At 39.0% G+C, this 23,179-nt stretch carries 26 protein-coding genes and 1 tRNA gene; 7 read left to right on the forward strand and 20 right to left on the reverse strand.

The annotated features are described in order from the left end of the window. Nucleotides 1-93: 93 nt before the first annotated feature. The 4 genes from AC3B5S_RS01175 to AC3B5S_RS01190 form a co-directional block, all read right to left on the reverse strand. A tRNA-Arg gene (locus tag AC3B5S_RS01175) sits at nucleotides 94-167 on the reverse strand. A 531-nt stretch (nucleotides 168-698) separates the two neighbouring features. Then, the gene (locus AC3B5S_RS01180) at nucleotides 699-887 is read right to left on the reverse strand and encodes a hypothetical protein (RefSeq protein WP_489774905.1); all 189 of its coding nucleotides are present in this window, start codon (nucleotides 885-887) and stop codon (nucleotides 699-701) included. Nucleotides 888-955: 68 nt separating this feature from the next. After that, nucleotides 956-1,351 carry a type II toxin-antitoxin system death-on-curing family toxin gene (locus AC3B5S_RS01185; RefSeq protein ID WP_489789985.1) on the reverse strand — a complete coding sequence of 132 codons (396 nt, stop codon included), beginning with the start codon at nucleotides 1,349-1,351 and terminating at the stop codon, nucleotides 956-958. 1 nt (nucleotide 1,352) lies between these two features. Continuing rightward, on the reverse strand, nucleotides 1,353-1,592 hold the full coding sequence (locus AC3B5S_RS01190) for an AbrB/MazE/SpoVT family DNA-binding domain-containing protein (protein WP_489757474.1): 240 nt from the start codon (nucleotides 1,590-1,592) through the stop codon (nucleotides 1,353-1,355). A 1,053-nt stretch (nucleotides 1,593-2,645) separates the two neighbouring features. Between AC3B5S_RS01190 and AC3B5S_RS01195 the strand changes: the two genes are divergently transcribed. After that, entirely contained in the window at nucleotides 2,646-2,786 is a 141-nt protein-coding gene (locus AC3B5S_RS01195; protein ID WP_489757473.1) for a hypothetical protein, read from the forward strand. Nucleotides 2,787-2,873: 87 nt separating this feature from the next. Here AC3B5S_RS01195 and AC3B5S_RS01200 read toward each other — a convergent pair whose 3' ends face one another. From AC3B5S_RS01200 to AC3B5S_RS01210, 3 genes are all read right to left on the reverse strand, one after another. Next, nucleotides 2,874-4,703 carry an SEC10/PgrA surface exclusion domain-containing protein gene (locus AC3B5S_RS01200; protein WP_489757472.1) on the reverse strand — a complete coding sequence of 610 codons (1,830 nt, stop codon included), beginning with the start codon at nucleotides 4,701-4,703 and terminating at the stop codon, nucleotides 2,874-2,876. A 113-nt stretch (nucleotides 4,704-4,816) separates the two neighbouring features. Further along, on the reverse strand, nucleotides 4,817-5,791 hold the full coding sequence (locus tag AC3B5S_RS01205; RefSeq protein WP_489757471.1) for a hypothetical protein: 975 nt from the start codon (nucleotides 5,789-5,791) through the stop codon (nucleotides 4,817-4,819). Between the two features lie 143 nt (nucleotides 5,792-5,934). Beyond that, entirely contained in the window at nucleotides 5,935-6,165 is a 231-nt protein-coding gene (locus AC3B5S_RS01210) for a helix-turn-helix transcriptional regulator (RefSeq protein ID WP_489757470.1), read from the reverse strand. Nucleotides 6,166-6,311: 146 nt separating this feature from the next. On the opposite strand from AC3B5S_RS01210, the gene AC3B5S_RS01215 reads away from it, so the two are divergent. The 3 genes from AC3B5S_RS01215 to AC3B5S_RS01225 all read left to right on the forward strand — a co-directional run bounded on the left by AC3B5S_RS01215 (nucleotide 6,312) and on the right by AC3B5S_RS01225 (nucleotide 7,644). Further along, entirely contained in the window at nucleotides 6,312-6,644 is a 333-nt protein-coding gene (locus AC3B5S_RS01215) for a helix-turn-helix domain-containing protein (protein WP_489757469.1), read from the forward strand. Between the two features lie 157 nt (nucleotides 6,645-6,801). After that, nucleotides 6,802-7,134: a helix-turn-helix domain-containing protein gene (locus AC3B5S_RS01220; RefSeq protein ID WP_489757468.1), complete on the forward strand. Its 333-nt coding sequence runs from the start codon at nucleotides 6,802-6,804 to the stop codon at nucleotides 7,132-7,134. A 72-nt stretch (nucleotides 7,135-7,206) separates the two neighbouring features. Next, the gene (locus tag AC3B5S_RS01225) at nucleotides 7,207-7,644 is read left to right on the forward strand and encodes an ImmA/IrrE family metallo-endopeptidase (RefSeq protein WP_489757467.1); all 438 of its coding nucleotides are present in this window, start codon (nucleotides 7,207-7,209) and stop codon (nucleotides 7,642-7,644) included. On the opposite strand, the gene AC3B5S_RS01230 is transcribed toward AC3B5S_RS01225, so the two are convergent. Together AC3B5S_RS01230 and AC3B5S_RS01235 are read right to left on the reverse strand one after the other, a co-directional pair. Continuing rightward, nucleotides 7,631-9,628 carry a glucose PTS transporter subunit IIA gene (locus AC3B5S_RS01230; RefSeq protein WP_489757466.1) on the reverse strand — a complete coding sequence of 666 codons (1,998 nt, stop codon included), beginning with the start codon at nucleotides 9,626-9,628 and terminating at the stop codon, nucleotides 7,631-7,633. The genes AC3B5S_RS01225 and AC3B5S_RS01230 overlap by 14 nt on opposite strands. A 19-nt stretch (nucleotides 9,629-9,647) precedes the next feature. Beyond that, on the reverse strand, nucleotides 9,648-10,700 hold the full coding sequence (locus AC3B5S_RS01235; protein ID WP_489757465.1) for a MupG family TIM beta-alpha barrel fold protein: 1,053 nt from the start codon (nucleotides 10,698-10,700) through the stop codon (nucleotides 9,648-9,650). A 209-nt stretch (nucleotides 10,701-10,909) separates the two neighbouring features. Here AC3B5S_RS01235 and murQ point away from each other — a divergent pair, with 209 nt between their 5' ends. Both murQ and AC3B5S_RS01245 read left to right on the forward strand, forming a co-directional pair. Further along, nucleotides 10,910-11,806: an N-acetylmuramic acid 6-phosphate etherase gene (murQ, locus tag AC3B5S_RS01240; RefSeq protein WP_489774899.1), complete on the forward strand. Its 897-nt coding sequence runs from the start codon at nucleotides 10,910-10,912 to the stop codon at nucleotides 11,804-11,806. A gap of 10 nt (nucleotides 11,807-11,816) precedes the next feature. Further along, nucleotides 11,817-12,695 (forward strand): MurR/RpiR family transcriptional regulator, encoded by an 879-nt coding sequence (locus tag AC3B5S_RS01245; protein ID WP_489757463.1) that lies wholly within the window; start codon nucleotides 11,817-11,819, stop codon nucleotides 12,693-12,695. Nucleotides 12,696-12,768: 73 nt separating this feature from the next. Here AC3B5S_RS01245 and AC3B5S_RS01250 read toward each other — a convergent pair whose 3' ends face one another. The 5 genes from AC3B5S_RS01250 to miaA all read right to left on the reverse strand — a co-directional run bounded on the left by AC3B5S_RS01250 (nucleotide 12,769) and on the right by miaA (nucleotide 17,958). Further along, on the reverse strand, nucleotides 12,769-13,809 hold the full coding sequence (locus AC3B5S_RS01250) for a zinc-dependent alcohol dehydrogenase family protein (RefSeq protein ID WP_489757462.1): 1,041 nt from the start codon (nucleotides 13,807-13,809) through the stop codon (nucleotides 12,769-12,771). Between the two features lie 148 nt (nucleotides 13,810-13,957). Beyond that, nucleotides 13,958-15,298 (reverse strand): glutamine synthetase family protein, encoded by a 1,341-nt coding sequence (locus AC3B5S_RS01255; protein ID WP_489757461.1) that lies wholly within the window; start codon nucleotides 15,296-15,298, stop codon nucleotides 13,958-13,960. A gap of 20 nt (nucleotides 15,299-15,318) precedes the next feature. Further along, nucleotides 15,319-15,687 (reverse strand): MerR family transcriptional regulator, encoded by a 369-nt coding sequence (locus tag AC3B5S_RS01260; protein WP_489757460.1) that lies wholly within the window; start codon nucleotides 15,685-15,687, stop codon nucleotides 15,319-15,321. A gap of 91 nt (nucleotides 15,688-15,778) precedes the next feature. After that, a complete protein-coding gene (locus AC3B5S_RS01265; protein WP_489757459.1) occupies nucleotides 15,779-17,029 on the reverse strand; it encodes a methionine gamma-lyase family protein in 1,251 nt (416 codons plus the stop codon). A 2-nt stretch (nucleotides 17,030-17,031) separates the two neighbouring features. Beyond that, nucleotides 17,032-17,958: a tRNA (adenosine(37)-N6)-dimethylallyltransferase MiaA gene (gene miaA, locus AC3B5S_RS01270; RefSeq protein ID WP_489789986.1), complete on the reverse strand. Its 927-nt coding sequence runs from the start codon at nucleotides 17,956-17,958 to the stop codon at nucleotides 17,032-17,034. A gap of 96 nt (nucleotides 17,959-18,054) precedes the next feature. Here miaA and AC3B5S_RS01275 point away from each other — a divergent pair, with 96 nt between their 5' ends. After that, the gene (locus AC3B5S_RS01275) at nucleotides 18,055-18,237 is read left to right on the forward strand and encodes a DUF3042 family protein (RefSeq protein WP_489757457.1); all 183 of its coding nucleotides are present in this window, start codon (nucleotides 18,055-18,057) and stop codon (nucleotides 18,235-18,237) included. 124 nt (nucleotides 18,238-18,361) lie between these two features. Here the strand turns inward: AC3B5S_RS01275 and AC3B5S_RS01280 are convergent, their stop codons facing one another. From AC3B5S_RS01280 to AC3B5S_RS01305, 6 genes are all read right to left on the reverse strand, one after another. Then, entirely contained in the window at nucleotides 18,362-18,763 is a 402-nt protein-coding gene (locus AC3B5S_RS01280; protein ID WP_489757456.1) for a rhodanese-like domain-containing protein, read from the reverse strand. Nucleotides 18,764-18,830: 67 nt separating this feature from the next. Next, the gene (locus AC3B5S_RS01285; protein ID WP_489774997.1) at nucleotides 18,831-19,793 is read right to left on the reverse strand and encodes an ROK family glucokinase; all 963 of its coding nucleotides are present in this window, start codon (nucleotides 19,791-19,793) and stop codon (nucleotides 18,831-18,833) included. A gap of 4 nt (nucleotides 19,794-19,797) precedes the next feature. After that, nucleotides 19,798-19,998: a YqgQ family protein gene (locus tag AC3B5S_RS01290; protein ID WP_489769839.1), complete on the reverse strand. Its 201-nt coding sequence runs from the start codon at nucleotides 19,996-19,998 to the stop codon at nucleotides 19,798-19,800. A gap of 11 nt (nucleotides 19,999-20,009) precedes the next feature. Further along, nucleotides 20,010-20,684: a rhomboid family intramembrane serine protease gene (locus tag AC3B5S_RS01295; protein ID WP_489769055.1), complete on the reverse strand. Its 675-nt coding sequence runs from the start codon at nucleotides 20,682-20,684 to the stop codon at nucleotides 20,010-20,012. Between the two features lie 134 nt (nucleotides 20,685-20,818). Further along, nucleotides 20,819-20,968 (reverse strand): 50S ribosomal protein L33, encoded by a 150-nt coding sequence (rpmG, locus tag AC3B5S_RS01300; protein ID WP_249514839.1) that lies wholly within the window; start codon nucleotides 20,966-20,968, stop codon nucleotides 20,819-20,821. 78 nt (nucleotides 20,969-21,046) lie between these two features. Further along, nucleotides 21,047-23,149, reverse strand: a complete 2,103-nt coding sequence (locus AC3B5S_RS01305) for a peptidoglycan D,D-transpeptidase FtsI family protein (protein WP_489757454.1) — start codon at nucleotides 23,147-23,149, stop codon at nucleotides 21,047-21,049. Nucleotides 23,150-23,179: the final 30 nt, after the last annotated feature.

A 23,179-nucleotide genomic window follows, 5' to 3' on the forward strand; every position in this document is an offset into this window, starting at 1 on the left:
TGTGATTGTGAATGAATTCAACAGCAAAACACTTACAAAATAACATTTATGTGCTATCAGATTGTGAATTGCAGCATATTAAGGTACAAAAAATGTCGCAGGTGGGATTCGAACCCACGACCTACGGTTTAGAAGACCGTTGCTCTATCCAGCTGAGCCACTGCGACAAACAACTAACATTATATTGAACATTAAGTACCTTTGTCAATATTATTTTTTAAAAGTTACTTATTCTAAAACTAATAAGTTCCAGATTGCAAAGTAATACAGGACGAGTAAAAAATTCATATACAAATCAAAATTAGATAAAAATACTATAATACGCGTGGTGCTAGTTAAAAATTAGTTGAAATAAAAATCCTGACTAGGCTACACTTCGGTTATCCCTAGCCAAAGAAAGTGAATCCCTATGTCAGACCTATTTAAGGGTAACCGAGAATCTTCTAGCTTGCAATCTTTAATTCAAGATTGGATTAATATCTTAACACCATCTTATTGACACACCCACTAAAAAGGAAATGAATGAGCACTATAATTTCATAAATAGTTTGTTCATAATAATAGAAAAGAAACGTCATCTATAAAATTTCACAATTCTTAACATTCGAGAATCTCCCAAGATAGATTGTGTTGCAAAAAGCTGAATTACTAATAATTACTTTTTGACAATCATTGGAGTTTGGCAAAGCTTCATCTAGTTATTCACGTTGTGCTTCAATGAACAATGGATCGTTCTTCAACTTTGCCAGTGTTCTGCGACTACGATTCACTTGTTTGGCAATCTCTTCATCTGTCAAAGTATCTTCAAATAGCAACTTAACCGTCTTTTTCCGGTCACTGTTCAAGCTATGAAAATCCTTATTTTGTGAATTTTTGTGTACTGTCACGTCATCTCACCACACCCTCTAATTTTGGATATAAAAAAGCACTCCTACTGAGTGCTTAGAAATAAAATCTATTTTTTAGAACTATGATTTTTCAACCAATTGGCAGTTGCAAGCATAACTTGTTCATCATCCGGTTCATTGGTTACCGTTAAAATGAATAGCTTCCCAGATTCTAAGTCAAATTCTAAATGATAACCATTCATATCCAAAAAAAATGCAGTTGCTATCAAGGTGGTCCTTTTATTACCATCTTGAAAAATATGCTTCTTGATTATTTTCTGTACAATGAACGCCGCTTTCAGCCAAATAGTCGGACATAATTCCCGACCGAACAAAATCTGTTGTGGCTGTTGAACGATTATATCTAGTCCTTCACTGTACTGAATCCCAAAATCTCCGTTGATGGAACGCTCGATGACAGCTTGATTAACCTCCACCAGCAGCTCTTTGCTTAAATATTCCATATCATAAATTCTCTAACTCAGTCATTAATTCACCATTCTTTTGATAAAAATCATCAATAAATTGATCTAATTCTTTTGGAACAGCTTCTTTCTTTTTAAAAGTGATAGACTTTCCATCTGGTGATACCACTTTTTCAAACATGGTATCTTCAGTTAATCCCAGTAACTCACTATCCTTCTTAGTTATTCTAAACGCAAGCGAATTACCTGATTTGAATGGTTTAACACTACTATTTGTCATCATCAAGCCTCCTCGATTTAGTATATACACTATACTATATAGTCATCACAAAATAAAAGAGATAATCTTTATTAAAGTATTCGATGCCAAATTATTTACACTACCATAATGTCCCTGAAATCTGGCTTTTCGTCCATAATATTTCCCCCAGATTACGAAATTTTTTATGATATAATTTTAGACGGCAACTCGCCCCGAGAGGGGGTGCCGTTTTTGTTTTATATTATCTTCACGTCAGTTATTGCTCCATTGTTTGTGAGCATATTTGGTCAAATGATTATTGATTGGTTACGCAAAAATCATAAAAAGTAAATTCGAGTTGTCTTGTAACCACACAAAAAAAAGCCATTCCTATCGCAATTAGGAATGGCTTTTGTGTCGTTTTGTTTAAATCATCTTCACGTTTCGATGTAATTGTAGCATACCTTTAGTATATATTCAAAAGATCAAACTACTCGAGATAGGTTGGTATTTGTGTAAACGAAGTAGAAAAATTAACTAGTACCACGCGTTATACATAGTAAAAAGCCTCCAATTATGGAATTGTCTACAAATTAAATTGTTAGGATATCAAGAATAATTGTGTTACTATAAATGCGAAATTGGTTGAGCATTTTACTCAAAGCAATACAAAAAGACATCTAGTTGACCACGGTAAGTTACTAGATGCCTTTTTACTTGCGCTAAAATTAGCGTTTATTAATCCGCCACATGTATATGGAAATGATAATACCAGATATTACTGATATTAAAAATTGGTTGAACATAATTACTCACCTCCGAGTGTTGCATATTATGGAGGTTGCAACCAAAGTATTATATCTAATGCTAGTAATTCTCTCCAAGCGTCTAAAAGCAAATATTAATTAAATATTGTAAGCTAAGAGATCTTGATGACGCTTAAAAGTCTGACATAGGATTAACTTTCTTAGACTAAAGATAGTAAAGTTTAGCTTAATCAGGCTTTTTATTTTAAACATTTTTTAAATAGTACCACACGTAAAATGATATAATGTATCTAGCACTAATAGTTACCTTAGGAGGACAATAATTATGAAAAACTTATTTCAGAAACTTCCATTGGATGACGAAAACTTTAAACGTAAACTAGTTACTACCGTAGCCGCTGTCAATTTAATTGCCTCAGTCCTCAATTTGATCCATAGTCTAAAAATTTTAAAGCAATCTGAATAGACCTGCTGTGACATTAATATCCAAATAAAAGCCATTCCTTGCCCTGAAGGAATGGCTTTTACTATACATACATTTTAGATACTAACTTTAAAGATTGGCAGAAGTATCAAATAATGAATGATCTACAATCAACTTTTCAGGTACTAAGATAAAATGAATAATCATCTCACCGCTACTTAGGCGATACAATGAAAGACCAAAGTAATCATTGGCAGTATTATTGTCACTCCAATCACCAGTACTTAACAACAGACTATCATTAATTTCATCATCGGCAATGTTTTTGATTGCTCGATCAATATCTTGTTTCAAATCTGGCATACTAATTTGTTTAGGCGTATCAGCAAAACTTTCCACTTCTTCATAATACTGACCGCTGTTATCCAAGCCATACTTTGGAGCTAATTGCATGAAGGCAGAATTGAAAGAACCATGATTATTAGTATTCAACCCTTGATTTTCTTGTAAATTTTGTTGAGCAATCGCATTGGCATAACTCATCGCTGAGCGATTCAAAAGTAAGGATTGACTGCCAACCGACTTGCGCAATTTATTTAAGGCTGCGACCGCGTATTGATTCAATTCTAATAATTGATCCTGTGGTAAGTTGTTCACATCGTACTTTTGAACGTGAGCTTGACCGGGAATATGAAAGAGATCAGAATCTTGGATATAATTCTCAGGTACTGAGATAAAATGCGTTATCCGTTCGCCACTAGGTAATTGATTATAAGCCATCCCAAAATAGGTATTCTTTTGCGCTTGACTAGCAAATCCACCAGAACTCAGCAAACTATCACGATGGCCCCAGTTAGAAGTCGCATCATCATAAATCATATCGTGAATAGCCGCGGCAATGTCTTGCTTGAAGCCAGCCATTGTCGTTGGATTTTGATAAGGTGATGTTTCGGCATTTTCATAAAATTGTCCACCATCATTTAAGCCATACTTGGCAGCCATCTTAGTAATAGCGCTGATATCATGTGCTTCTGTTGTAGGACCAACGTGCTGAATATGCTCAAATATCGACCAATTATCCGCTTGATATTGCTTGGCCACATCACTAGCAAAACTCATCGCAGAATTATTTAAGATCCAAGGTTTTACCCCCACATTTTGGCGGTAACCATTAATTACATCTAGTGCGTACTGATTCAATTCGAGCAATTGTGCTTGAGTCAAATTATTGGGATCTAACGTTTGACTGTCATTATTATTGCTAGGACTCGTATTACTGCTATTGGTTGGATTATCATTGCCCGTCGAAGTTGTCGGATTAGAATTATTCGTGGAATTACTACTTGTTGAACCACCACTAGCACTACCAGTAGCCGTATTGACGTTAGTATCATTGTTACTTGGCTGATTATTAGCAGCGCCCAAGTTATTAGTTACTGTTTGCCCTGACTGGTTAGGAGCAGTAAAGTTAGCTACCCCATCATTAGAACTCAACCACTCCTTACCATCAATTTGATAGTAAGTGACATTACCAACGGTTTTGACTTTACCAACGCGCCAATCCGAAAAATCTAACACTACACGGGCTTCAATTAGTTTTTGTTGATTATCATATAACGGCGCATAGCCACTCTTGGGGGCAATGGCACGCACCACATGGTAATTATAATGTTGTGGCGTAAAATTATTCGAACTCTCTGAACTGGGGAGCCACATGTTTTGAGCCACTTCATACATTGATTGACCATTAACCGTTTGAATATCTAAGATCCGCCAAGCCGTATTAGCAGCCAACGACTGCTTAATTGGCTGACCACCAATATTATATAATTGCGCTGAATTTTTTACTGTTGCTACCGGATAATGATAGTCATCAGCTTGCAATTTTGAAGTCTGATACTGACTCCCAATACCCAGTGCTAAGAAAGCTGCTATACATAATGAAGTTTTTAGTTTCATTTCAAGTTCTCACCTTTCTAAAAAATATAATTGAAAGAACTGCATACTAAAAACGCCAAGAACCAGTGTCTTGACATTTTAGTGTTAAGTTATTTTCCAATATGGTTTAATAATTATTTTTCTATATCTACTATAGAGTCAGGAACTAAAGTATCAGGCGCAATCTGATAAAAAACTTTTTCGCCATTTCTACTTATATATTTGGCAGTATATTTCCATTCGCTATCTCCATTGAGAGTGACAGTCTGTTTTAGAACGTCGCCTTCTAAATTACCGGCTACTGGAGAACCTCCTACTAAAAGCTTTAATATTCCATGTTCCTTAATTGGTTTCAAACCGAATTGAGAATCTGTACCTAATTCTACCCATGAATTAGGTGCAACTTTTACATACTCAGTATTATATGAGCTGTCCTTGCCATTCTTATATGGATGGTTATATGTTAACGCATGTTGATCGAAAATCCATTGAGAATTTTTTGCCAAAGTTCCATTAGTAGGTTGTAATGTATGATTTACAATTTTATAGATTGGTTCTTCCTTGCCAAGGATAATGATTCCTCTAGTCTTTGTAATATTATTTGGAATTTTTGAAGTATCCATATTAGAATTAGAATAATAATAAACATCTTCTGGTTCTTGTTCGACTTGTAAACCTGAAGAATTAGTAAAAGTAACATTTTGTACTGATGGAGTAAATCCTGTAACTGATGGAACTTTTATAGTTTTAGTTTCTCCTTGATTAACTGTTATCGTTCCTTGGGGAATAGCAAAACAATGTGCAAAATTGGGTGTTTCATTGTCATAAACTCCCGATACAAAATTTATAGTATTCCTAGTATCAATTTTTTGATTATCGACCAATTCATTCGAAGCTTTAGGATAAGCCCGATCAAAATCAGGATAAGCTGAGTTAATATTGTTAAAAGAAACTGAATTATTAGGCGTAGATCTACCTCCTGCTGCTGCTACTAATCTATCAGCATGAATCGTGTTTAAATTAACTGAAGTCCCAACTGTGCCAACCCCGACGCCGGCTAATGCTAGCGCTGTCATTGACGTTAACAATAATTTCTTACTTTTTCTCATGAAACTGATCTCCTTTTAAATATTATCGCTTTCATTTATTAAAACCAATTACTATTTAAATTTGATAGTCTATTCGAGATGTTGTTATGTATTTGTCACATCTTTCAGGCCATAGATTAAAAATTTTATCTTAATCCTTTTTGCTAGTAATTGTTTTCACTAACCTTTAAATCACCTTTATAATTAAACGCCGAACTAAAAATTTGTTCTTTAGGTACTTGGCTAAGATCTTCTAACTGCTGCATTTTTGCGGCCGGAGGAATACGAAAGTCCCGCTCCCAAGCACTGATCGTTTTTTGCGAAACATGCAATTGTTCGGCTAAATAACTTTGAGTCCAACCACGCTCCCTTCGAATATCTTTTAATTTATTCATTTCTCATCACCACCTTAAAACTACACTGAGTAGTTACAAGAACAATCTTATGCTACAAAAAGTAGCTTGTCAATGTATAATACTACGTTCTGTGCGTTTAATTTTACTACTTATTGTAGTAATTTCTTAATACGAGGTTAATTATTATGTTTGGTGAAAGATTAAGAACTTTACGCAAAGAAAAGAACTATACACAAGAAGAATTGGGCTCCCAGCTAGATGTTTCTGGCAAAACGATTGGTACTTGGGAACGTGAAACGCGCGAACCGTCGATCAAAAAAATCAATCAAATTGCTGGCTTCTTTAATGTTTCTACTGATTACTTACTGGGAAAATCCAACCTCAAACAAATCGTACCTTGTAAACAAGATATTGATATTACTGACGATAATGTCGTGATGACCTATGAAGGTAAGATCATTCCTCAAGCTGATTTAGACGTCATGTTTCGCTTTTTAAAAGGTGGACAAAATGAGTAACAATCAATAACCTTACTTACATATTGTTGATTTTCTTAATCTAAAATCATTATACTAACGCATTTTGTTATTGTAAATACTTTTTTCAATATTTGCGTTAGTATAATAACAATAACCGTTACTTTTGATATATTACAATCAATAAGGAGTATACATTTTGGCAACTATTGGTGAAAATATCAGAAAGTATCGCAAACAAAAGAATTTAACCCAAGGTCAATTGGGAAGTTTAGTAGTACAATCAGCCCAAGTAATTTCTAACTATGAGCGTGACTATACCACACCTGATTTAAATACATTACAACTAATTTCTAGGGTTTTAGGTGTTTCTATAGACACTCTCACACTTTCATCTAAGAAAGATACAAGCATTCAATCAGTAGATTTAGCAGACAATAATCTAACATTTACTTATAAGGGAAAAACCATAAGTTCAGAAGATATGAGAGTTTTACGAAGATTCTTGCAAGGAATTACATCTAAACAATAATCATTAATAATCTAAAGGCGATGGTTTTCTCTGCATGATCAAATCTTTGACTATTTATTGAACATTGCGACTATGAATCAAATCGTAGTGCATTCTTTTTCATTAGCTCCGCAAACGGCACCCTGCTCTTATCCCGCAACGAAGCGAATTGCCTTAAATGCTAATTGGCCAAACCAACGTGAAATTCCCTTTCAACTAGCTCATGAAATGGGACATATTTTTTGTCATCACAATAATTATGCCGCACTCTACCATTCTTGCTATAAAAAGGTCATGGAATTAGAGGCAGACACTACTGCTGTCAGATTAATCCTCCCAATTTATGATCAGCTACTGACGGCTGAACAACTGAATGCCACCGCCTTTATTGCTTATTTTGGCATTCCCAAGTATTTAAAAAGTATGATTCAACAAGAATTCAAGTCTTATTTAAACAAAAAAAAACGGACTAACTTGATGCAGTCCGCTTTTTTATTGTTCAATTGTATCTATTATTTTACTTATTTTTAACTTGTAGCACGGCTTGACCAGCAGTGACTTGATTAAAAGATAGTTCACTTAACTCTTGCACCGCAGCCATATTGGTAATTACGGTCATCACTGTTGCTTCTTTGTTAGCCGCTTTGATTTGCGCTAAGTCCATTGTTCCTAATTCTTGTCCTGCTTGCACTTGTTGCCCGGCTTTAACCGTGAATTCGAAGGGTTGACCACCTAATTCTACGGTATCAATGCCTAAATGGACCAAAATTTCTAGTCCCGTTTCGGATTTTAAAGTAAATGCATGTTTAGTTTCCGTCAAACTAACTAAAGTTCCTGTGGCCGGTGCCACAATCTGTGCTTGCGTCGGTTCTAAAGCAAAGCCATCACCTAATAATTTTTGTGAAAAGACATCATCATGGACATCACTTAAAGCTAATAATTCACCAGCCACTGGTGCGACCAGTTGACTAACTGCGCCTACTTGAGGTTGCAGCGCCAAAGCTTGTTCTACTGCTGTGGGTGCACTCGATTGTTCTTTGGCTTCTGCAGTGTCTGCCTCAGTAACTAAACTACCATCAACATTGGTGGCGGCCATCGCTGTCTTAGGAACACCAAAGAAATAGGTCATCACAAAACCACCAAGATATGCTGCTAATAATCCAAGAATATATTGTAACCATTTGCCATGCGCAATTAACGGAATTAAAGCCACACCAGAAGGACCGATGGACGTTGCACCCACATGAAACGCCCCAATCACTGCGCCACCAATTCCACCACCGATACAGGCAGTAATAAACGGTCGCCCTAATGGTAATGACACACCATAAATCAGCGGTTCGCCCACACCAAGAATTCCCACAGGCAAAGCACCTTTAATCATTCCTGTTAACTGTTTGTTTTTTCGGCATTTGATCCATAATGCAATGGCACTACCGACTTGCCCGGCACCGGCCATGGCTAAAATCGGCAATAGTGGCGTGGAACCGGTATTTTTAATCATTTCCAAATGAATCGGCGTCAAAATTTGGTGTAGACCTAACATAACCATTGGTAAGAAGACGGCGCCTAATACAAAACCAGCAAAAGCACCGCCGACTTTCAAGATCCAATTAATGCCCCCGACAAGCGATGCTGATAACCAGCCGGCTGCGGGCATAATTAAAAAGATCGTGAAACAGCCCATCACCAATAAGGTTAAAAACGGCGTAAAGATAATATCTACGGCATCCGGAATCCATTTATGCAACCATTTTTCTAAATAAGCCATGACCCAAACAGCAAATAACACACCAAGTACCCCGCCGGAACCAGCTACTAAGGCTTTACCGGTAAAAATATTCGGTAAGGTAATCGGTGCGACAACTCCTGGTAAATAAATTAGACCGCCCAAGATCCCACCTAAACCCGGAGTGGCACCAAACTCTTGCGCTGCATTAATGCCAATATAAATATTTAGATAAGTAAATAAACCACTATTAATTACTTTTAGAACTGTAATAAACGGCGTCCATTGCTGATTCAAAGTGCCTGCAACTTGCAGATTACCTAAAATCCCCGCAATGCCCGAGATTAACCCCGCACCAACAAAGGCTGGAATTAATGGAATAAAAATGGCACTAATATGTTTTAGGGCTTTACGCCACCAAGTCTGCTTTTGTTGCGCCTTATGCTCAGCATGTACCTGCGCAGCCTTAGCTTCAACTGCACTTTTACCATCAAACTTAGCCGCTGTCTGCGGAAAAGGATCTCCTAATTTGACCCCTACTTGATCAACCATAGCTTGCGCCACTTTATTAACAGTACCAGGACCAACAATTACTTGCAGAGTGTCTTCTTGAACAACTCCCAACACTCCTGGAACTTTCTTTAGCCCTTCTAAATCTACTTGAGCTTCATCACGAATTGTTAAACGGACTCTTGTCATACAATGAATTAATTTAACAACATTATTTGGACCGCCAACGTGGTCATAAATACCTTGACCAATTGCTTGATAGTTATCTTTCGCCATGGGTTTCTCCTCCTAAAGTTTAGTTCACAGTTGCGGCTAGCAACTGTAGTTTTTGGTTTGCGCCAATGTATGGCAACAAGTCTAATTGCGCTGGTATCAAATGGGCAATCACATTCACCGCTGGATTTTCGGGCAAGTCACATTTTGTTATTTGTAATTCGCCAGCATACCGCTGATACCGCTCATTATCACAGGTCAATGTTCCGCGCGGACGCTGAGCGACTTGTTGTACAGCACAACTAAGTAATTGCCGTTGTCGACTTTCTTGCAGACGAACTACCTGTTGAGCAACATCTGGACGATTATGCCAGGATGTTTTTTGCAAAACAGGTGGTAAATCGGCAAAATATAATTCAACGACTTGCTCTTTTAAATACGCCGCAAACATTGCCTGACTCAAAGCACTCAACGAGTTATCACCAATATAAACATGATCAGTCGCTAATTGCCGTATTTGTAAAAAGCTGGCTAACGGTAATTGTTCACGCTGTGCTTCCAACGTTGGTAAATGTTGATACAAAGGGCCACGCAAACTACCGTCTCCGGCAATAAAGCCCATTGTCTTTAAACCTAAGTTCTGTAAGAATTGGTTCTGATGCTGATACCATGCAATACCCAAGCCGGTTTCGGGACGCGGATAATAATTATGCCACGCCTCAATATTCGCCAAATCAGCATTATTTGCACACAAGGCCTGATAATCGGCCTCATTAAAGGTACTAGCATTCACAGCCACAGTGAAATAATGACTCAGCCAAGCGACTTGGCGCCAAGTTAATCCCGCGTCAACACGAATTCCCGTTAAACCCAGTTTTTGTAAACTGTGCGGATCTGCTAGCGACCAACCTAAGCGTTTTAATGCAAAATCAGATAAGTCTACCATTAAAGCCAGATTATTTTGCTGACACCAACTAGCTAATTGTTGTAAGCGCTGGGCCAAAACGGCAGCATCATCCTCCGGTAAATTTAATGAAGTAAATACACCTTGAAAACCAATTTGAGCCATCGTTTGCAGATAATGTTGCACTCGGGCATCCAATGGCTGGGACAAATAAACTGAAAAACCTAACATTTGGAATGTTCTCCTTCATTATAATTCAAAATACTATAAAATTATTACAAAATTATAAAATAATCTAAAAACTTTTTGTTCTGGCTATTTGTATTTGACTTAGTTAACGATTTCAGTTAAATTATAACTGAATGAAATATAATTTCAATCTGATGAAATAATATTTGATATCCATTTTCATTATTTATGTGAAAGGGCAAAAATTTTAATTGAAACCAACTGAACAACGTAATCAAAAAACAACTAATATTGACCAACTTTCAACCTATGAAATCTTACAGTTAATTAACCAAGAAGACCAAACGGTTCCCAGCATCATCGGTCAACCGGAAACTCTCCAACAAATAGTCCAAGTAGTCACTGCTATCAAAACAAGCCTTACCCAAGGCGGGCACGTCTTTTATGCGGGGGCCGGTACTAGCGGACGCTTAGGCGTTTTAGATGCAGCCGAAACTGTCCCGACTTATGGAGTAGCACCGACTGTTTTTCAGGCGATGATCGCTGGCGGACAAAAAGCTATGTTAACAGCGGTTGAAGGTGCCGAAGACAATCCCGAACTGGGGCGACAAGATTTAATTGAGCGAAACTTTGGACCGAAAGACTTTTATTTAGGAATCGCTGCTTCAGGTCGCACGCCATATGTCATTGGCGGATTGGATTATGCCCGGCAAATCGGTGCTCAAACTGGATCTCTATCCTGTAATCCCGATGCAGTCATTAGTCAACATGCCGACTTTCCCATTGAAGTGGTCACCGGACCAGAAGTCATCACCGGCTCCACCAGAATGAAAGCGGGCACTGCCCAAAAATTGGTTTTAAATATGATTTCAACCACGGCCATGATTGAAGCGGGCAAAGTTTATGGCAACTTAATGGTTGACGTCCAACCAACCAATGAAAAGTTAGTCGATCGCGCTCAAAGAATTATCTGCGAAGCTACTGACTGCGACCAAGAAACCGCCATCCAGACCTTTGAACAGGCGCACCATCGCCCTAAAGTGGCTATTGTCATGATCTTAACTGGCTTAGATGAAATGGCTGCCTTAAAAGCGCTCAAAGCTAACGAGGGGCGGATTGCCAAAACAGTGCAAGCAATTTTAAATTAGGGGGAACATTATGAGTGTCCAAAGAAATATTGATGGAATTTATTCTAAACTGTCTAAATCTGAACGCCGATTAGCTGATTATTTAAAACAATTTCCCCAAGAAGTCATCACGATGAATGTGCACGACTTTGCGCAAGTCGCACAGACTAGTCCCGCTACTGTCAGCCGCTTTGCTCGAAATCTAAGCTTCGACAATTATAATCAGTTAAAATTACAATTAGCCTATGATCTCTCACAAGATGTTGATGCTGACCAAATTATTCAGGCTGATATTCAAGAAAACGAAAGTATTCTTTCCATTAAAAATAAACTCTTACACGATACACAGCGTTCTTTGAAAGAAACCGTTGAGCAGATTCGCAGTAAAGTAGTCTTAAACTTAGTTGAAGAATTAAGTAAAACTCAAAAAATTATGGTTTTTGGTGTCGGCGCTTCTAATTTAGTGGCTCAAGATATTGCTCAGAAATGGGCACGCCTTGGCATCGCCACCAGTTATAACGATGATATTAACCAATTTTTACCACTGGTCGTTAACTCTAACGAGCAAAATAGTTTACTCTGGCTAGTTTCCAATTCAGGCGAATCACCAGAAGCCATTGCCATGGCGCAGTATGCCCGCAAATCGCACATTCCTGTCGTCACGATGACGGCTTTTGGCAAAAACACTTTGACTAAATATGCCGATATTGGGCTGCAAACTTCGCATCCGATTGAAAGTAGTATGCGGATTGCTGCCACCGATTCACTGCAAACTCAGCTGTTTTTGGTCAATATCATTTATTACGCTTATGTCAGTCAAAATTATACCCCAGCTAAATTAAGTGTGGAGCGTTCACGGACAGCTATTGATACATATAAGGCTGCCGTCAAATATACTTTAAAAAGATAAATTCTGCTTGACTAATTGACTAAAAAAGCAACTTTCAAACTTGAAAGTTGCCTTTTTTATTAGCTGACTTTAATTAATCAACAATCACTAATGATTTAATAGCTTGGCGTTGATCCATTGCCTGATAAGCTGCATCAATTTGATCCAAATCAAACCGCTTGGTAAACACTTTTCCTGGATGAATATCCCCATCTAAGACTGCTTTTAATAAGAATTGTTTATCATAAGTGGTTACGGATGCCGGACCACCAGCCACATTAACATTACTAAAGAAATAATCAGAAAATTGTAAATCACCGTCATGTGGTACCCCAACGCGGCCGACAGTTGCCCCGGGACGCGCAACTTGCATGGCTGTCGTCATGGATAATTTAGTCCCCACACATTCTAAAACAGCATCAGCTCCCGTTTGATGGGTTAATTCCAGCACTTTCGCCACAGCTTGCTCACCACGTTCAGCCACAATATCCGTGGCGCCAAATTCTAGAGCTAATTTTTGCCGATCTTCATGTCGACTCATAGCAATAATCTGCTTAGCACCCCGCATTTTGGCCGCAATCACACCGCATAAACCGACCGCACCATCACCAACAACCACAGCGCTATCACCCGGTTTAACCCGCGCACTCTTGGCAGCATGATAACCGGTCGCCATGACATCAGCCAACGCTAACAAGGAATTCAACATTCCATCACTGTAATCTTCATATTTACCTGGAACTTTAATCAAATTCCATTCACTGTGCTGACTTAAAATATATTGCCCCTGCATTCCGTTTCTTAATTGCCCGTGATTAACTTGACAACTAGCATCATAACCTGCTAAACAAGCCGCGCAATGGCCACAACCATGCGTAAACGGCACAATAACAAAATCACCAGGTTTAACAGTCGTAATAGCATTACCCGTAGCTTCCACCACGCCTAAAGCTTCATGACCAGTATTATCAGAATTGGCTGGCCGAGGATCTAAACCGCGATATTTCCACAAGTCCGAACCGCAAACACAAGCTCGTTTAACTTTGATTAAAACATCATCATCCGCTTGAACTTGAGGTGTGGGTACCTCTTGCACTTCCACGTGTCCTGGTTTCACAAAAATTGTTGTTTTCATAAACGCCATTCTCCTTTAATTATAATTAATGATAGTTTAAACCTTAGAGCTGGCTCCAAGTCAACTATTATTCTGCTTTGGACTTCATTTTAAAGGCAAAAAATGCCCGCAACACTTTTGCGGACATTTTCGAGATTTAATATTAAATTTAAAAGCGTTTCAGGTATTGATCACGTTCCCATTGCGAAACTGTTTGGCGATAAGCGCCCCATTCTAACTCACGGGAATCAATAAAGCTCTTATATAAATGATCACCCATTGATTGCTTAACCACTGGGTCTTTTTTCAATGCCTTCACTGCATTATGCAAAGTTGATGGCAAATCAAAAATTTGATTATCCTGCCGCTCGGCTTCCGTCATTTTGTAGATATTACGGTTCACTGGCGGAACTGGTGTCGTTTGCTTTTGAATACCTGATAAACCACTATACAAAATAGCAGCAATCGCTAAATACGGATTAGCTGTTGGATCAACACTCCGCATTTCTAAGCGAGTTCCATTACCACGAGCCATTGGTACCCGGATTAATGGTGAACGATTCTTTCCAGACCAAGCAATATAAACTGGGGCCTCAAAACCAGGAACCAAGCGTTTGTAGGAATTAACTGTTGGATTATTAATCGCTGTTAGTGCTTGGGCATGTTGCAACAAGCCACCTAAGAAATACATTGCAGTTTGTGACAATTGATTTTGCGTACTTGGATCGTAAAAGGCATTACCATCTTGATTAAACAAAGACATATTAATATGCATACCGGAACCATTAATGCCTTCAAGTGGTTTTGGCATGAAGGTGGCATGTAAGCCATGTTTCCTGGCAACGGTACGCACAACTAATTTAAAAGTTTGAATGTTATCTGCTGCTTCAATAGCATCAGCATATTTAAAATCAATTTCGTGTTGACCAGGAGCAACTTCATGGTGACTAGCCTCAACTTCAAAGCCCATCTTTTCTAATTCCAGCACAATTTCGCGCCGACAATTTTCACCTAAATCTACCGGTTCAAAATCAAAATAGCCGCCGTTATCATTTAAGTTCAACGTCGGTTGGCCCTGATCATCTAATTTGAATAAGAAGAACTCTGGTTCTGGTCCAATATTAAAACTCGTGAAGCCCATATCATGCATTTTTTGGACAATGCGGCGTAAGTTATTGCGTGGATCACCAGCAAACTCTTCGCCATCAGCCGTATGAACATCACAAATTAAGCGTGCTACTTTACCATGTTCTGATCCCCAAGGGAAAACTAACCAAGTGTCCAAATCAGGATATAGTAACATATCACTCTCTTCAATGCGCACAAAGCCATCAATTGAAGAACCATCTAAAGTGGCCTTATTATCTAAAATCATATCCAATTGATCAACTGGCATTTCCACATTTTTTAAAATACCGTTAATATCTGTAAACATTAATCGTAAAAATTCGACATGTTCTTCTTTTGCCATTTGGCGAATATCTTGAGCAGTATACTTCTTTGACACCATAAAACCAATCGTCTCCTTAATTAAAATGAATTATTCGAGTCTTGGTTATTCAAGCGACCCACTTGTAACATTTCCTGTGACAAGATTTTGCGGACAGCTGAATCACTCATTGTCTCAGTAGCAGATAAGCAATAATTTTCCGGTTCCTTTTTAGTTAGGACACGAACCACCTCGTGCATATTCATCCCCGAAGACAAATAATCTTTGACTTCTAGCAAGCGATCAACATCATTAAGCGAATACTGTCTTTGATTTCCCGCACTTCGCTGTGGTTTAACCAATTGAAAATCTTCATAGTATCGTAACTGTCGTGGTGTTAATCCTGTTAACTTAGTGACTGTGCCTACCGTTAATACTGCTAAGTTGCGCCGAATACTTTTCTCACTCATGCTTTACAACCTCGAACATATAGCTACCTTATCAATTAAAAAAAGCCTTGTCAACATTTCATGTTAGCAAAGCTTACATCTATTAAAAATATTACAAAATTTCGGCACAAGCATGCGCAATGGCAATCTTCGCATGCGCATAAGTCAAACCACCTTGTAAATAAATCGCATACGGTGGCCGTAGAGGGCCATCAGCTGATAGTTCAATCGTTGATCCTTGCACAAAAGTTCCTGCGGCCATCACAATTTGGTCTTCATAGCCATCCATGGCACTTGGTACTGGATCAACAAAGGAATCAATCGGTGAATATTTTTGAATCGCTTTCGCAAATTGGACCATTTTCTCAGGGCTACCTAAGATAATCGTTTGAATCAAATCCGTGCGCGGTTCATCAAAGCGCGGGGTCACTTGAAAACCTAATTCTTCTAGCAAGGCCGCCGCAAAAATCGCCCCTTTAATCGCATTACCAGTTGCTTGTGGTGCTAAGAAAAAGCCTTCAATCATCCAACGTAAATTACTCCCCGTGGCGCCCTCATGACGCCCAATACCCGGAGCAGTTAAGCGAATAGCACTGCGTTCAATTAAATCTTCACGTCCCGCTAAATAACCACCTGTCGTTGCTAAGCCCGCACCAGCATTTTTAAATAAAGAGCCCGCCATTAAATCGGCACCGACTTGCGTAGGTTCAATTTCTTCCGAAAATTCACCATAACAATTATCCACAAAAACAATTACTTCTGGAAGACGTTGTTTGACAAAGGAAATCATTTCCTTAATTTCCGCAACTAAAAAACTCGGCCGTGGATCGTAACCCCGTGAGCGTTGAATCGCAACCACATCCGGTTGAAATGTTGTTAACTTTTGCGTCAACTTTTGATAATCAACTTTTCCCTCGGCAGTTAAGGTCACATAATCAAATTGCACACCGTACTCTTTTAAACTGCCAACGCCACTGCCCGTTAAACCCACTACTTCTTGCAACGTGTCATAGGGTTTACCTGTGATATACAATAACTTTTGCCCTGGCTTTAAGCAGCCAAAGAGCCCCACTGCTAACGTATGCGTACCCGAAACAAATTGCGGACGCACCAAAGCTGCTGGCGCCTGAAAAACTTGCGCATAAACAGCATCCAAGACTTCGCGCCCTTCATCATTATTGCCGTACCCTGTGGAACCAAATAAATGACTCTCAGCAACTTGTTGGTCTTGAAAAGCCTGCAAAACTTTGGCTTGGTTATTTTCCATGCGTTGATCAATGACTTGTAAATATGGTTGAATTTTTTGATCAACTTGTTGTATTGCGCTTTGAACTTTTTGTGGTAATTCTTCTGTCCAATTCATTCTCATTCCTCCAAAAAATGTTGTATTACTTGTTGTACCACCGATACTTGTTGTGGATTTTGCAACAAATCGTACCACTGTAGCGTTAATTGATGCCGAAAATAGGTTAATTGGCGTTTGGCAAAGCGCCGTGAATTACGCTTAATTAACTCAATCGCCGTTGGTCGGGAAATTTCACCTTGAAAATAAGAAAACCATTCTTTATAACCGATAGCGGCCTGCGCCTGTGGCACCTGTTCTTGTTGTTGATACAACCAGTCAGCTTCTTGTTCTAAACCTTGCTCAACCATCAAATCAACCCGATGATTAATTCGTTGATACAAAACCGGACGGGCCGTCGTCAAGCCAATAATTAAAAAGCGTTGTGGCACAGCTGCTTGCTGTTGCTGACTAAACTGATGCCCAGTTAAATCATAAACCTCCAAAGCGCGGATGACTCTACGAGTATTAGCCGGAGCAATTTGTTTGGCAGCCAGTCGATCTCGTTGTGCCAACAAGTCCCACAAATATGTAGCTCCAAAACGCGCTAGTAGTTGCTCATAATGCTGTCTAATCTTCAAAGACTGCTCCCGACTCGCTGCTCCTCCCAATTGTAAGTTCTGTGTCAAGGCTTTAATATAAAAACCAGTTCCGCCTACCACCACTGGAACATGCTGCCGTTGATTTATTTCAGTAATTAACTGTTGAGCAGCTTGTTGAAACTCGTAAACCGTGTAACTTTGTTGCACATCACGAATATTCAATAAATGATGCGGAATTCCCTGCTGTTGCTCTGGTAAAATTTTAGCGGTACCGATATCCAAATGCCGATAAATTTGCATCGAATCACCAGAAATAATCTCACCATGAACTTGGTGGGCTAACTGTAAACTCAGATCAGTTTTCCCCACCGCAGTAGGACCGACAATGACGATTGCTTTTTGAACCATTATTACTCCTTGGTCTCCAAAATTAATCAGGAATTTTAGTTGAAATTGCAACAGAGTTTGTTAATAATTAAGAGTAGATAAAAGGAGGTCAAGCTGATGAAAAGAAAAGGTATCGTTCCAGGTATTATAATTGGTTCCTTAGCCACTGCAGGAGCCGTGGTGGGTTCAGCATTAACTTATCATCATAAAGTTATCCAACCGATCGATCAAGCAGAAGATCGAATTGATGAAAACCGGCGTAAAGCCAACCGCAAAGCACATTCTGCCCATATTAGTTAAAAAGGAACTATTATAAAGAAAAAATGTTCGTAGCAATACGAGCATTTTTTTGTACCAGCTTTATTTTTTTATCCTAGACAAAAGCTAATCTGAACCTCCTGGCTTAAGTATCAACCTAAAACTATTACAACTTCGTAGTCTTTTTGGTTTTGCCATTCCATTCATTAAAACCATGTTTCAACCATTTAACATTACTGAAACCTTGTTTCTTAAGTTTAATAGCCGCCCGAATGCTTAACGTGTTTCCTTGTTCATAAAGATAAACTGGTAAATCGGGACGTAATTCTGAAATTAACATTTTTAACTGTGTATAAGGTAGATTGCGCGCTCCCAAGATATGTCCTGAATCAAAATATTTTTTTTCACGCAAATCAATCAGCTGTGCTTTACGCATAGTGGCTTCAAACTCTTCTTCTTCCAAGGCACCACCTAATTGTCGGGCGCGCAACCAATAATACAACCATGAGATTCCATAATATAGAGCAATAACAACAATAACTAACAGTAATGAATTTAAAAACGACACATCTACACCTCACACAATAATTATGATTAAATACTAATAATGTTGTTACAAGCACACATTAATTAAACTAATGTGGTTGCACAACTAACGATGCCGCACCAATAACCCCAGCTTCATTACCTAAAGTAGCTAACCGTAATGAAGTAGTCCTTTTAACAGCCGGAAAAACAAACCGTTCATAAGCAGCTTGCACTTGTTCTAATAAATAATTACCGGCATTAGAAACACCACCGCCAATAATAATATACTTGGGATTTAACGTCATTGCAACATTGGCCAAAGCTAATCCCAGTTGTTCACACACTTGGTGGACAACCATTTGTGCCAAGGGGTCCGCTTTCTGGGCTAAATCAAAAACATCTTTAGAAGAAATCATTTGCCCATCATCAATTAAAGCTTTTAACTGCGCAGGCCCCGCATACTCTTGTGATAACTTTTGCGCCGTGCGCACAATTCCCGTGGCGGAAGCCACAGTTTCCAAGCAACCTTTTTTACCACAAGTACATAAAAAGCCGTTCGGATCAATTGTTAGGTGACCAATTTCACCAGCGGCGCCACCAACACCATGCACGATTTGGTTATTAACGATCATGCCGCCGCCAACACCAGTTCCTAAAGTAACAAACGCCACGTCAGCTGCATTATCGCCTGCTCCTTGCCACCGTTCGCCTAAAGCTGCCACATTAGCATCATTTTCAACAACGACTTTTAAGTCCGTTTCCCGTTCCAGCTGTTCCTTTAACGGCATGGGACGGTCCCAATTTAAGTTAAACGCACTATCAACTTGACCAGTCTCATAATTGACACTACCCGGCGTACCAATGCCAATTCCTAAAAATTGGTCAGCAGACATTTGATATAACTGCAAATGCTCATTAATGGAAGCACTAATACTCGGAATAATATTATTACCATCATTCAAAATATCGGTCTGAATACTCCAACGTTGTTGAATCTCACCTTGTGGCGTTAAGATAGCAAACTTGATAGTCGTTCCACCTAAATCCACGCCAATTACCTTTTGATCAATCATATTAGCCTTTCCCTTCTTCAATTCGATGTTCCCGATGTAAAACTGCTTTACAAGTAATGAAAGTTGGTTGATCAATTACTTGTTCATGGTATAAGCGATCCAATTCAATTGCCATTAACTCAATATCCCAAATCCGTTTACCAACATAGACATAGATGCCAAAACGTTTTAACACTTGTTGCACATCGTACAGTGTTTGAATATTCGTTTCCTTCATCCGCGTTGCACTCCTAAATAGCTCAAACCAAGGGCCAAAATAACTAACAATCCACCACAAAATAATCTTTTACTGAGTGCTAAACCACTGGTCTGATGAGGCACGGGGATCAATCCAGCTAATAAAATACCACTAATCACGCCGCCGATATGACCCCAAAGATCAATTTGCCCCATGAACAGATCCGTAATTAAATTCAAAACAATTAAAACGATAAATTGTTTGGACCACGATTTCACAGCCGGATTATTGGCAAAAATAAAGCCCAAGGCTGCAAAAATCCCAAACAAACCAAATAAACTCGTACTAGCACCTGCAGCTAGAGCATTAGCATTACCAAAGGCCCAACCAAATAAATTGCCACCAATTCCACTCACTAAGTACATTATTAAAAAACGTCCTGAACCATAGAGGCGTTCTAACTGAACCCCTACAAAATAGAGTGTTAACGAATTAATAATTAAATGTGACCAGCCGATATGGACAAAAATGGGCGTTAGCAAACGCCACCATTGGCCTTGGGCAATGAGACCGTTAAACCGTGCTCCCGCACTGATCAGAGTTTGCGTATTAAAGCTTCCACCATTGAATGTTTCCCATAAAAAAACACCAATCTGCACAGTCAGTAGACCATAAGTTGCCCATGTAAGCTGCCGCCAATTTGGTTTCAAGATAGTTACCTCATTTATTATTTCCAGACTATCAATAGTTTAGCATAGAATGAGCACAATAATTTAATTATTCTAATTAGATAGCGATTACAATTCTCAAAAAGAAAAAACAACAGGTTAAACCTGCTGTTGTTTTACTTAGTTTCCCGATGTAAAGTTGTTTTACGTTCACGAGGGCAATATTTCTTTAATTCCAAGCGATCAGGATTGTTCCGCTTATTCTTGCTAGTTAAATAATTGCGTTCGTGACATTCAGTACATTCAAGTGTAATATTTACGCGCATAATTCATGAACTCCTTTTGTCTACATTTGCTAAACGACTCTCTTATGATACCACTTAGTTACTAATTTGACCAGGGTTTTACTGGGAATCTTTCGCGTTCGTCCCGAAATAACTCGTCACCATACTGCGCACTAAATCTAAGTTATAGTCGCCTTTTTCACTACTCAAATTAGGGAAAACAACGGCAAAGGCGATTTGTGGATTATTAGATGGCGCATAGCCAACCATACTTAACGTAATAGTTTGTGGCGGATTAGGATTATTCGGATGCTCGGCATCATAATAAAAGGACTGTGCGGTTCCCGTTTTAGCAGAAATCGACGGTGTTACATTCCCTAATGGCTTCGCTGTCGTCCAACCACCGGAGCCATGAACAACATTATAGAAACCAGTTTGCACAACATTTAATTGACTGCTGGTAAAACCAACGCGATTTAACGCTTGTGGTTGCGTTGTGTGCACGACCGCACCTTTAGAGCCATCCCGATTGGTTTTTTGGATCGAACCGACCACATAAGGACGCATCCGATAACCGCCATTAGCAATCGTGGAAACGTATTGGGCCATCTGCATTAACGTATAAGCATCGTAGTTACCGTATGATTCATCTAAAGCTGAACCAACTTTCACTAAACCGCCCGACTTACTTGGACCTTCAATCCCACTAGCTTCACCAGGCAAATCAATTCCAGTTTTCACACCTAAGCCAAATTGGTTAAAGTTAGCTCGCATTTTTTGAAAAATATCTTGATCAATATGAATGTAACTATTGGGCACATACTTGGCATGACCTTCACGCATCGTTAAGCGCATCATATAAATGTTCGAAGACACTTCGAGCGCTTGTTCAGCGCCAAGGGCACCAAAGGTTCCTACTGGATACACGGATTTTTTAACTGGTGTACTTGGTAAATAAATGGGATCGTCTGATAAAACATTATTATCAGGCGTAATCGCATTACTCATCAAGCCGCCCAAAACCGTCGCACCCTTGACTGCTGACCCCATAACAAAAGTCCGATTAATCACACCCAACGAATCGTCCGACAATTTGTCCGTTTTAGGATTATAGTGTACTCCTGACATGGCCAAAATAGCCCCCGTTTTGGGATTCATTGCCACCGCATAAGCCCCATCGGAATACTGTGCAACACCATTTGCTTGGGCGGACGCAAAGGTACTACGTAAAGCAGCATCGACCTTCTTTTGATAATCAGCATCAATTGTCAAATTAAGATTATCGCCCTTGGCTCCCGCATACTTTTGGACCGAATCCGTTAATTTATTATTTGGACTCACCGCAATCTGCGTTTGTGACTTACTACCCTTTAAGATGGGTTCATATTCTTGCTCTAAATAACTAGTTCCCACACGATCATTACGGGAATAGCCCTGGGCCAACAATTCATTAACCTGGCTATCCGGCAAACCTTGTTTTTCCGTGGAAACTTGCCCAATGATACTCGTCATCGAATCGCCCATTGGATAGGAACGTTGCGAATCAATACCGACTTGCACTCCGGGTAATTCAATTTGGTGCTCACTAACTTCCGCAACTTCTTTAGGTGTCGCATTATAACTCTTAATATACACCGTTGAATATTGATAGGCCGAACTCATTCGTTGAAAAATGCTGGCTGCTTGTTGTTGAGCCCAAGTTAAATTAAGATGCATTTTTTTAACATAATTCACAGCCTTATTATATTGCTGGCTTTGACTTTGTTCTTGAACTTTTTCATCACTTAGTCCCTTATTAACTACTTTTAAGACGCGATTATAGTTTTTCGTATTAGCCAAATAATAATCAGCTTTGTCTCGTGGCGTCAACTTGGCATCATCAATAGTGATAAATTTTTGCAAACGATTGGCAATTTGTAACATATCAGCAGTCTTAACCGAAGAACTTCTTGTATAAGTAATCGCACTGCTGGCTTGATTATCAACAATCAAGCGTCCCTTAGAATCATAGATCAAGCCCCGTGGGACGTCACCGTTAATAATGGTCTTATCCGAACGGTCAACTTCCGCTTGAAATTTATTGCCATTTAATAATTGTAGATAAGCTAATTGCCCGATTAATAAAGCAAATAAGGCAAAGACAATCAATAACAGCACATTCAACCGAAAAGGCAAAATTGATTGTGTTGATTTTGATCGATTTAATCGTTGAAAAAATTTCAAAATAATAGTTCTCCTCAATTTGACGTTACT

This window comes from Bombilactobacillus sp. ESL1094 (assembly GCF_058107425.1).

Bases quoted from the DNA above. Each gene is read 5' to 3' on its own strand.
- AC3B5S_RS01185 (WP_489789985.1), bottom strand. From the start codon at position 1,351: ATGGAATATTTAAGCAAAGAGCTGCTGGTGGAGGTTAATCAAGCTGTC.
- AC3B5S_RS01190 (WP_489757474.1), bottom strand. From the start codon at position 1,592: ATGACAAATAGTAGTGTTAAACCATTCAAATCAGGTAATTCGCTTGCG.
- AC3B5S_RS01195 (WP_489757473.1), top strand. From the start codon at position 2,646: ATGAAAAACTTATTTCAGAAACTTCCATTGGATGACGAAAACTTTAAA.
- AC3B5S_RS01200 (WP_489757472.1), bottom strand. From the start codon at position 4,703: ATGAAACTAAAAACTTCATTATGTATAGCAGCTTTCTTAGCACTGGGT.
- AC3B5S_RS01205 (WP_489757471.1), bottom strand. From the start codon at position 5,791: ATGAGAAAAAGTAAGAAATTATTGTTAACGTCAATGACAGCGCTAGCA.
- AC3B5S_RS01210 (WP_489757470.1), bottom strand. From the start codon at position 6,165: ATGAATAAATTAAAAGATATTCGAAGGGAGCGTGGTTGGACTCAAAGT.
- AC3B5S_RS01215 (WP_489757469.1), top strand. From the start codon at position 6,312: ATGTTTGGTGAAAGATTAAGAACTTTACGCAAAGAAAAGAACTATACA.
- AC3B5S_RS01225 (WP_489757467.1), top strand. From the start codon at position 7,207: ATGAATCAAATCGTAGTGCATTCTTTTTCATTAGCTCCGCAAACGGCA.
- AC3B5S_RS01230 (WP_489757466.1), bottom strand. From the start codon at position 9,628: ATGGCGAAAGATAACTATCAAGCAATTGGTCAAGGTATTTATGACCAC.
- AC3B5S_RS01235 (WP_489757465.1), bottom strand. From the start codon at position 10,700: ATGTTAGGTTTTTCAGTTTATTTGTCCCAGCCATTGGATGCCCGAGTG.
- AC3B5S_RS01245 (WP_489757463.1), top strand. From the start codon at position 11,817: ATGAGTGTCCAAAGAAATATTGATGGAATTTATTCTAAACTGTCTAAA.
- AC3B5S_RS01250 (WP_489757462.1), bottom strand. From the start codon at position 13,809: ATGAAAACAACAATTTTTGTGAAACCAGGACACGTGGAAGTGCAAGAG.
- AC3B5S_RS01255 (WP_489757461.1), bottom strand. From the start codon at position 15,298: ATGGTGTCAAAGAAGTATACTGCTCAAGATATTCGCCAAATGGCAAAA.
- AC3B5S_RS01260 (WP_489757460.1), bottom strand. From the start codon at position 15,687: ATGAGTGAGAAAAGTATTCGGCGCAACTTAGCAGTATTAACGGTAGGC.
- AC3B5S_RS01265 (WP_489757459.1), bottom strand. From the start codon at position 17,029: ATGAATTGGACAGAAGAATTACCACAAAAAGTTCAAAGCGCAATACAA.
- miaA (WP_489789986.1), bottom strand. From the start codon at position 17,958: ATGGTTCAAAAAGCAATCGTCATTGTCGGTCCTACTGCGGTGGGGAAA.
- AC3B5S_RS01275 (WP_489757457.1), top strand. From the start codon at position 18,055: ATGAAAAGAAAAGGTATCGTTCCAGGTATTATAATTGGTTCCTTAGCC.
- rpmG (WP_249514839.1), bottom strand. From the start codon at position 20,968: ATGCGCGTAAATATTACACTTGAATGTACTGAATGTCACGAACGCAAT.